This window comes from Acinetobacter sp. YH12231, assembly GCF_013417755.1.
GTDB lineage: Bacteria > Pseudomonadota > Gammaproteobacteria > Pseudomonadales > Moraxellaceae > Acinetobacter > Acinetobacter amyesii.
In genome coordinates this window covers 1-8,377 of record NZ_VPDJ01000046.1, presented here as the reverse complement: position 1 = coordinate 8,377, position 8,377 = coordinate 1, and the positions used below count along the sequence as shown (strand labels likewise).

8 protein-coding genes and 1 pseudogene are annotated in these 8,377 nt (G+C 41.3%); 6 read left to right on the top strand and 3 right to left on the bottom strand.

What is annotated here, in order from left to right; translation table 11 throughout:
* The 4 genes from FTV11_RS16605 to FTV11_RS16590 form a co-directional block, all read left to right on the top strand.
* Window positions 1-122 (top strand): zinc ribbon domain-containing protein (locus FTV11_RS16605; protein WP_180005585.1); only part of this gene is annotated, 122 nt, incomplete at its 5' end.
* 113 nt (window positions 123-235) lie between these two features.
* On the top strand, window positions 236-748 hold the full coding sequence (gene purE / locus FTV11_RS16600; protein ID WP_078189531.1) for a 5-(carboxyamino)imidazole ribonucleotide mutase: 513 nt from the start codon (window positions 236-238) through the stop codon (window positions 746-748).
* A gap of 16 nt (window positions 749-764) precedes the next feature.
* Entirely contained in the window at window positions 765-1,886 is a 1,122-nt protein-coding gene (locus FTV11_RS16595) for a 5-(carboxyamino)imidazole ribonucleotide synthase (protein ID WP_180074491.1), read from the top strand.
* Window positions 1,887-2,619: 733 nt separating this feature from the next.
* Window positions 2,620-3,906: a lytic murein transglycosylase gene (locus tag FTV11_RS16590; protein ID WP_180074489.1), complete on the top strand. Its 1,287-nt coding sequence runs from the start codon at window positions 2,620-2,622 to the stop codon at window positions 3,904-3,906.
* A 99-nt stretch (window positions 3,907-4,005) separates the two neighbouring features.
* On the opposite strand, the gene FTV11_RS16585 is transcribed toward FTV11_RS16590, so the two are convergent.
* Window positions 4,006-5,133 (bottom strand): anhydro-N-acetylmuramic acid kinase, encoded by a 1,128-nt coding sequence (locus FTV11_RS16585; RefSeq protein ID WP_180074487.1) that lies wholly within the window; start codon window positions 5,131-5,133, stop codon window positions 4,006-4,008.
* A gap of 63 nt (window positions 5,134-5,196) precedes the next feature.
* Between FTV11_RS16585 and tyrS the strand changes: the two genes are divergently transcribed.
* Window positions 5,197-6,429, top strand: a complete 1,233-nt coding sequence (gene tyrS, locus FTV11_RS16580; protein WP_171262600.1) for a tyrosine--tRNA ligase — start codon at window positions 5,197-5,199, stop codon at window positions 6,427-6,429.
* Between the two features lie 493 nt (window positions 6,430-6,922).
* On the opposite strand, the gene FTV11_RS16575 is transcribed toward tyrS, so the two are convergent.
* The gene (locus FTV11_RS16575; protein WP_180074485.1) at window positions 6,923-7,564 is read right to left on the bottom strand and encodes a YitT family protein; all 642 of its coding nucleotides are present in this window, start codon (window positions 7,562-7,564) and stop codon (window positions 6,923-6,925) included.
* 225 nt (window positions 7,565-7,789) lie between these two features.
* On the opposite strand from FTV11_RS16575, the gene FTV11_RS16570 reads away from it, so the two are divergent.
* A complete protein-coding gene (locus FTV11_RS16570; RefSeq protein WP_111886092.1) occupies window positions 7,790-8,062 on the top strand; it encodes a hypothetical protein in 273 nt (90 codons plus the stop codon).
* 203 nt (window positions 8,063-8,265) lie between these two features.
* Here FTV11_RS16570 and FTV11_RS16565 read toward each other — a convergent pair.
* A pseudogene (locus tag FTV11_RS16565) lies at window positions 8,266-8,377 on the bottom strand (IS982 family transposase); the annotation flags it as partial.

Below are 8,377 nucleotides of genomic sequence, written 5' to 3'. Positions count from 1 at the left end.
TTGGAATAAGAGAATGGGAGTGCATGAGCTGTGGTACAGCTCATGATCGAGATATAAACTCAGCTCTAAACATTCTTGCGCTTGGGCATAAGCGTCTAGCTGTAGGAATCACCCTCTTTTAAGGGGGGGAGGATGTCAATGAGATGAATTTTCAGTCTATAATATGGGGCTCTTATTAAAGCTTGGCTCTAGTCGAGATTTACTCTCTCTTACTTTAATCTCTGGAAACATTGCAATGAATGCGGCCGCTTCACAAGACACTCCTCTCGTTGGAATTATCATGGGTTCTCAATCGGATTGGGCAACGCTAGAAAACACTGCCAATATGCTGAAACAGCTTGGCGTCCCATTTGAAGCGGAAGTTGTATCTGCACACCGAACTCCAGATCGATTATTCGAATATGCTGAAACCGCACGTGATCGTGGTATTCAAGTGATTATTGCCGGTGCTGGCGGTGCAGCGCATTTACCAGGTATGTGTGCAGCCAAGACTGACCTACCTGTACTTGGTGTACCGGTAAAATCATCAATTTTAAACGGCGTGGATTCATTACTGTCTATCGTGCAAATGCCAGCAGGTATTGCAGTTGGTACTTTGGCGATTGGCCCAGCGGGTGCGACCAATGCAGCGATCATGGCGGCACAAATTTTAGGTTTAACGCGTCCTGAAATTGCAAAGAATGTTGCAGATTTCCGTGCTGCGCAAACTGATAAAGTGGCGAGTAAAAATATTCCGGGTCAAGCTTAATTAAGGGGCATTTCTCATGGATAAAACCATTGGTATTTTTGGTGGTGGCCAGCTTGGTCGCATGATGGCGCAAGCGGCATTGCCTTTAAACATTCAATGCACCTTCTTTGAAGCGAGTACCGACTGCCCTTCTGCAGCGCTGGGTCCAGTGATTTCGACTCAAGCTGAAAATGGTTTGCAAGATTTCATTCAGAGCGCAGATGTTTTCAGCTTAGAGTTTGAAAATACCCCGTTAGCAGATGTTGATGTGTTGACCAAGAACAAAGCACTGCACCCGCCGCGTCAAGCTTTAGCGATTGCACAGCATCGTTTGTCCGAAAAAGCCTTGTTTGATGAGTTGGCTATTCCAGTTGCACCCTATAAGGCCGTGACGTCTTTAGAGAGTTTGGAAGCCGCTGTTGCTGAGCTGGGTTTACCCATCGTACTGAAAACATCGCGTGGCGGTTATGATGGTAAAGGCCAATTCGTGCTACGTAGCGCTGAGCAAATGGATCAAGCATGGGCTGAACTGGGCCCTGCTGGTGAATTGATTGCGGAAAGCTTTGTAACCTTCTCACGTGAAGTCTCAATCATTGCGGTGCGTGGTCAAGACGGTGATGTGAAAACATGGCCATTGGCGGAAAACTACCACCACAACGGCATTTTGTCGCATTCGATTGTGCCTGCGCCAAACAGCGCAGACTTACAACCAGTTGCGCAAGACTACATTACTCGCCTGCTCAATCATTTGAATTATGTCGGTGTTTTGACGCTAGAGCTGTTTGTGACAGATAAAGGCTTATATGCCAATGAGATGGCGCCACGTGTGCATAACTCTGGGCATTGGTCGATTGAAGGCGCAGTGTGTTCACAGTTTGAAAACCACATTCGTGCTGTAGCAGGTCTACCTTTGGGTTCGACTGAAGTTGTTCGTCCAACGGTCATGGTAAACATCATTGGTCAACATCCGAAATCTGAAGATGTATTGGCACTGAATGGCGCGCATTTGCATCTGTATAACAAAACAGAGCGTGAAGGTCGCAAAATTGGTCACATCACTTTAATGCCGAACGATACCGCTGAATTAACAGCTTTATGTCGTGCTTTGGCGAAAATTTTGCCGAATCCACTGGCACTTAGCGAAGATATGACCATTTAAACCTGAGTTTGAATGATAAAAAAGCGGTCATGCACATGGCCGCTTTTTTTATCGCTGTAGTTCGGGCATCATTGCGCCTCTTTGCAAAATCACACCGCTTATCGGTGAAACGACAAGAAACTATTGATCATAAAGTGTTCGTTCGTTTATAAATATTCTGCGCGAATCTTCGTATGGTTTTTTCCGTATCAATGGCCTGCGATGTGTGTGAATCAAAATCAAAAATAACCAATGTGTTTTGAATTCAAATTGTGTTTTTAAATTTAAACCATGAATTTGAATTCAAAAAATCCGATACCGAAAACAATGAATTCAAAGTTTATGAATTTAAATTTGAAAAAATGAATTCATTTCGTTGTGTTTAAATTTAAAAAATTTGAATTTAAAAGTTGATCAGACTTATTGGATCTATAAAGAGAGTCTTTTAAGAACTATAATGTTTTGATTATCAACAATAAAAAAATGAATTGTCACGCCATTTTGAATTTGTGGATAACTTTTTCTACATGCAGTTTATTTTAAATTTAAAAGTTTTGAATTTAAATTTAAACCGCTGTTTGGTTTGTAATGAATTTAAAACAAGGTTGTGGATAACTGCTTTTGAATTCAAATTTAAAAAATGAATTTAAATAAGTAGAAATTATGAATTTAAATTTACGTTTTGAACCTTTAACTTTTGCTTTGAGCTGCTATTGTTAAAGCAACAATTTAAATTCAAAAAAAGATCAAGGGTATGAAGCATCACTTAGGATTTGTTTTCGGGACTGCTTTTTTGGCAATAACTCAGGCAAATGCCGAGTTGATTATTAATGGTCAGTCTGTCAATGCGTCGAGCATGCCTGCAACAAGCAGCATTTCACCACAAAATAACTTCCAAGGTTGTTTAGCCAATTTGCGCTCGCAAGCAATGAATGCTGGTGTGAGTGCGTCAACTTATGATCGCTATACACAAAATTTAACACCTGATTATTCTGTGATTGAAAAGCTCAACTATCAGCCTGAGTTTTCAACTCCGATTTGGGACTATCTGTCCGGTCTGGTAGATGAAGAGCGTGTACAACTGGGTCAGCAGAAATTGGCGCAGCATCGTGATGTATTAAACCGTGTCGCAGCGGCTTATGGTGTGCCTGCTGAAACCGTGGTCGCGGTTTGGGGTGTGGAGAGTAATTTTGGTGATATTGCGGGTAGCTATCCTTTATTACAGTCATTGGGCACTTTAAGTTGTGAAGGACGCCGTCAAAGCTATTTCCGTGGCGAGTTTTTTGCAGCCATGCGGATTTTGCAGCGTGGTGATTTAAATGAATCTCAATTGAAAGGTTCATGGGCAGGTGCATTTGGTCATACCCAATTTATGCCGAGTACCTATGAAGAACTGGCCGTGGATTTTGATGGTGATGGCCGCCGTGATTTGGTGTCGAGTACCACGGATGCGTTGGCATCTACAGCCAACTTCCTGAAAAAGCGTGGTTGGCAAACTGGTCAGCCGTGGGGCTTTGAAGTAAAAATTCCCGAAGGAATGTCGATCAGTGGTGAAAGTCGCCGTAATAAAAAGTCATTAGATAGCTGGATGAATCGTGGTTTGCAGCGTGCCGATGGCACGCCGTTAATTCAAGGTAACCTTTCTGGATCGAGCCAAGCTGGATTAATGGCATCGGCTGGGCCAAGTGGGCCTGTATTCTTGGTGTTTAAAAATTTCGATGCAATCTACAGCTACAATGCGGCAGAGAGTTATGCATTAGCGATTGCGCATTTATCCGATCGCTTGCAAGGCAAGGGCGGCTTTAGTACGACATGGCCAACCGATGATCCTGGGACTTCACGTGCGGAACGACGTGAGATTCAACAATTTTTACTTAACCGTGGCTATGACATTGGTAAAGTGGATGGATTAATTGGAGATAAAACCCGTCAAGCCATTCGACAAGAGCAAAATCGACTGGGTTTAAGCCCAACAGGTCGGGCGGGACAGCAGATTTTACGGGCTTTTCGTAATGAACATGCCAAGGCAATGATGAATTAAGTTTGAGCTATGCTTTGTATATAGTAGTCAATCTATATAAAAGCGTGTCTATATAAAAAAGGTCTGCAATTGCAGACCTTTTTTATATGTTTTTGACTCTTAAACCGCAGTGATTGTACCTAAGATACGATAGCCAGCAGCACCCGTCACACTTGGTAAATTTGCACTGAGTTGATTGACAAAGCGCATCGCCAACCAAGCAAAGGCCGTCGCTTCCACCCATGTTGGGCTTAAGCCTAAATCTGCGGTACTTTGCACCGTCCATCCATGTTTACGTAGACGCCAGCGTAGTTGTTCTAAAAGGTGCGAATTGTATGCACCACCACCACAGACATAGACTTCACCAGTATCCATATCAGAACGGTAAATGGCTTTTTTAATGGCACGTGTGGTGAGTTTCATTAAGGTTGCTTGAATGTTTTCTGGCGTATCTTCGAGTTCGTCATATTCGAGATCTCCACGCCAATCGAGAATCTGTTCATCTAACCATTCTAGATTGAAGTCTTCACGACCTGTACTTTTTGGCGGTTCTTTAGAGAAAAACTCATGCGCTTGTAAGCGGTCGAGCAGGCTGCGAATAGGCTGACCATAAGCCGCCCAGTTGCCATTTTCATCATACGGTTGACCAGTATAACGTTCGCACCATGCATCCATTAAAATGTTGGCAGGGCCTGTATCAAAGCCATAGACATTTTCAGGTTTGCCTGCAGGTAACATACTGACATTGGCGATGCCGCCCAAGTTTAAAATCACACGGTGAATGGTGTCATGTTGGAAAAGCGCTTGATGGAACGCAGGAACTAAAGGTGCGCCTTGACCACCCGCAGCCATATCGCGGCGGCGAAAGTCTGAAATCACAGGGATTTTAGTGAGTTCGGTAATAATATTGGGGTCGCCAATTTGCAGGGTAAAACCATGTTCAGGACGGTGGCGGATGGTTTGACCATGTGAGCCAATAGCCTTGATTTGACTACGATCTAGCTGATTCTTCTCGATCAATTCATTGATGCCATGACCGATCATTTGAGCTAAAGCAACGTCTGCCTTACCCATACGATCAATTTCGTTATCATCAGGCAAAGTAAGTGCCATCAGTTCATCACGAAGGTCTGGGTCAAAGGGAAGTGTGAGCGTTGCATGAATCTCTAAAGGATCAAAAGAAGCAGCAACAATATCGACACCATCCATGCTTGTGCCGGTCATTACCCCAATGTAGATCGCTGTCATGATGATTCTTAAGCCTGCAATGTGCTGAAAAAGTGTTAGTATATCGCACAAATTGTATAACTGATCTATTTGGATTTTGTGATGTCAAATTTCCTGCCGGCTGAAGAACAACTTGCCCTCATCCAACGAGGCACACATGAGATTATTTCTGAAGAAGATCTTCTTAAGAAATTAAAGCAGAATCGCCCATTAAAAATTAAAGCGGGTTTTGACCCGACTGCACCTGATTTACATTTAGGTCATACGGTTCTGATTAATAAATTAAAAGTTTTCCAAGATTTAGGTCATGAAGTTTACTTCCTGATTGGTGACTATACAGCCATGATCGGTGACCCAACGGGTAAGAGCGCTACGCGTCCGCCGTTGTCTCGTGAAAAAGTTTTAGAAAATGCTAAAACTTATCAAGAACAAGTATTTAAGATTCTTGATCCAGCGAAAACTAAAGTTGTGTTTAACTCAGAGTGGTTTGGTCAAAAAACTGCTGCTGACTTGATTCAGTTAGCTTCACAGCAAACTGTGGCACGTATGTTGGAACGTGATGACTTCACTAAACGTTATAACAGCCATCAACCGATTGCGATTCACGAATTTTTATATCCATTGGTACAAGGTTATGACTCAGTTGCACTAGAAGCGGATGTAGAGTTAGGTGGTACAGACCAAACCTTTAACTTGCTGATGGGTCGTACATTACAAAGCCGTTATGACCAAGAATCTCAAGTGTGCATTACTGTGCCAATTCTTGAAGGTTTAGACGGCGTAAATAAAATGTCTAAATCTTTGGGTAACTATATTGCAGTCTTTGATGCACCGGGTGCGATGTACCAAAAAGTGCTTTCAATGCCAGATGATTTGATCGAACGTTACTTTGACTTGTTGAGCTTTAAATCGATTGAAGAAATTCAACAGTTACTTAAAGAAGTGGCTGAAGGTCGTAATCCACAAGAAGTGAAGAAAATTCTTGCACTTGAATTGGTTGAGCGTTTCCATGGCGCAGAAGCTGCGGCAAATGCGCACAAAGGTGCAGGCAACTTGATTACTGAAGGTGAACTTCCAGAAGGTACACCAGAAGTGACTATTTCTCGTGGCGCATTTGGTGGTGAGATTTTCATTACTTCTATTTTGCGTGAAGCGGGTTTGACTAAAAATGCAGCTCAAGCAAAAGATGCAATTGGTCGTGGTGCAGTGAAAGTGGATTGGGAAGTGGTTGATGCAGGTTATGCTGTGTCAGAAAACAAAACTTTGATTATCCAAGCGAGCAAAAAAGCGATCGCAAAAGTAACTTTTACCGACTAATAAATTCTTGAATTTTTAGTTAAGTTATTGAATTAAAAGCAGGCTTCGGCCTGCTTTTTTTTACCAATTAATATATTAATAATATAAATAAGCAAATTCAAAAAAAACCTTATAAAAACAACACTTAAATTTTGCCAAATGTGTTGCATTTCTTGAATTTTATGTATAAGATTTATTCATCTAGAGAGATATATACCATCTAGAGGGTACATAACGATAGCTCCACTTTTTATAAGTCTCTTCCCCAAGGGACTCTTTTTTTAGTGAGTTAACAAATAACTATAATAACTACACGATGGATCGACTAAAGATTCAATTCTAAGGGAAAGATTTTGGGAGAGATCTTTCCCTTTTTTATTTGTAAAATTGAGCTATTCCTTTCAAAAATCACATTCATTTCTGTATTAAAGACTTTAATTGCGCCAGAAAAAAAGCCCGATTCAATCGAGCTTTAAAATGTCTTTACTCAGATAGATGTTCATGGAGCTTGGTTTTAGGGCTTAGGGCCAAATTGAATGAAGCTTAATTTAGGTAAAATCCGCTTGACTAAAGTCCCCACTAAAAGTGCGGTAATAATGGTGCCTTCACGTACTCCGATGACTTGATGTAAGACTAGCCAACTGCTGATAACCGCAATACTGACCAAGACAATGTCGCCATAGGTTTTACAGTTGCCAAAATCAAGGCGATAACGAATAGCAATGGCTTGATAGAGACCTTCTGCGGCTAAGAGGACTAGACTGGCTTTGACCACTAAGCTCACACCTAAAGCGGTAATCAGGCAACTTGCCAAGCAAGCCAGGAGTTGAAGTGGGTAACTTTCTATGCTCCAGCCTTGGGTGAGCCACATTAAACCGTCAATAAATGCACCAAACAAAATTCCCACGGGTAATTGCAGCCACTGTATCCACTGAAAGCGTGATTTTAAGATCAGCATTTGCAGCAGTATCATGACGATGTGCATCAATACTGTTAATGTGCCGACGGTGAGTGGAAAGATATAGCTAAAGCTGTAGGGCACCGAGGAAATAGGGGATGTCCCTAAATTTGAATGTATAGAGAGTACGACACCAAAAGCCAATAATCCTAATCCGCTTAATAGTAAGAATAAGCGTGGAAAAAACTGTGTTGGCATCCTGCACCTAAAAAATAAAAAGAGTGTACGTAAAACGCAGCCTGCGCTCTATGCGTCTAAAGCCCAAAAATAGTGGCTTTTTATGACTGTGATCGTTAATAGTGATTATTCAAATAAAATAGGCTGTATTTTTATCAGCAAAAATGACTAAGCATGTAATTAAAATGATTTTTGCAAAAACAGGCCTTATGGAACAATGGTCAAAAATCAAAAAAGAGCAACAACATGGCGTATTACAATACCGATAATCATGATGAACAGATTGATCGAATCTTGAGATATTTATTTGATCACCAAACCACACAGTATAAGCGAGCATTATTTTGTGAGGCGCAGCAACAATTACATGATTTGGATATCGCAGCACAGTACCAACTATTTGCATTGGTACGAGAACAACTCCCTCGACGTGCCAAGCTGCTATTTTCTGCCGAGGATTTCCGTGGAAAGCAACAAGTCATCTTGGAAGTCATGCAACATTTAGCATTTGAACGTTAAAAAATGCTTGGAAATATAAAAATGCACGCAAAAAAATGTCTATAAAGCTTGAATAGGTGTGATGACAGAAAAAAATGATGTGCTTTGAGGAAGAAAAGTAGACTAATGATCAATAAATAATCAAAGCTACTTTTATTAGATTTAAAAGCGCTGAAAAAGATTTGCTAGATATAAGAAATTTACTTAATTAACCCGAATCCTTTTTAAGCCAATGACTGCATAATTTGAATTGTGGGCTTATGCTGCTGAGTTAATTGGTATGCACATAGTGATGCGTAAATACCACTTAAAAAGCCTGAGATACTTCTAGCTCTA

Excerpts from the sequence above, each read along its gene's own strand:
- FTV11_RS16595 (WP_180074491.1), top strand. The coding sequence starts at position 765 with ATGGATAAAACCATTGGTATTTTTGGTGGTGGCCAGCTTGGTCGCATG.
- FTV11_RS16570 (WP_111886092.1), top strand. The coding sequence starts at position 7,790 with ATGGCGTATTACAATACCGATAATCATGATGAACAGATTGATCGAATC.
- FTV11_RS16590 (WP_180074489.1), top strand. The coding sequence starts at position 2,620 with ATGAAGCATCACTTAGGATTTGTTTTCGGGACTGCTTTTTTGGCAATA.
- purE (WP_078189531.1), top strand. The coding sequence starts at position 236 with ATGAATGCGGCCGCTTCACAAGACACTCCTCTCGTTGGAATTATCATG.
- FTV11_RS16585 (WP_180074487.1), bottom strand. The coding sequence starts at position 5,133 with ATGACAGCGATCTACATTGGGGTAATGACCGGCACAAGCATGGATGGT.
- FTV11_RS16575 (WP_180074485.1), bottom strand. The coding sequence starts at position 7,564 with ATGCCAACACAGTTTTTTCCACGCTTATTCTTACTATTAAGCGGATTA.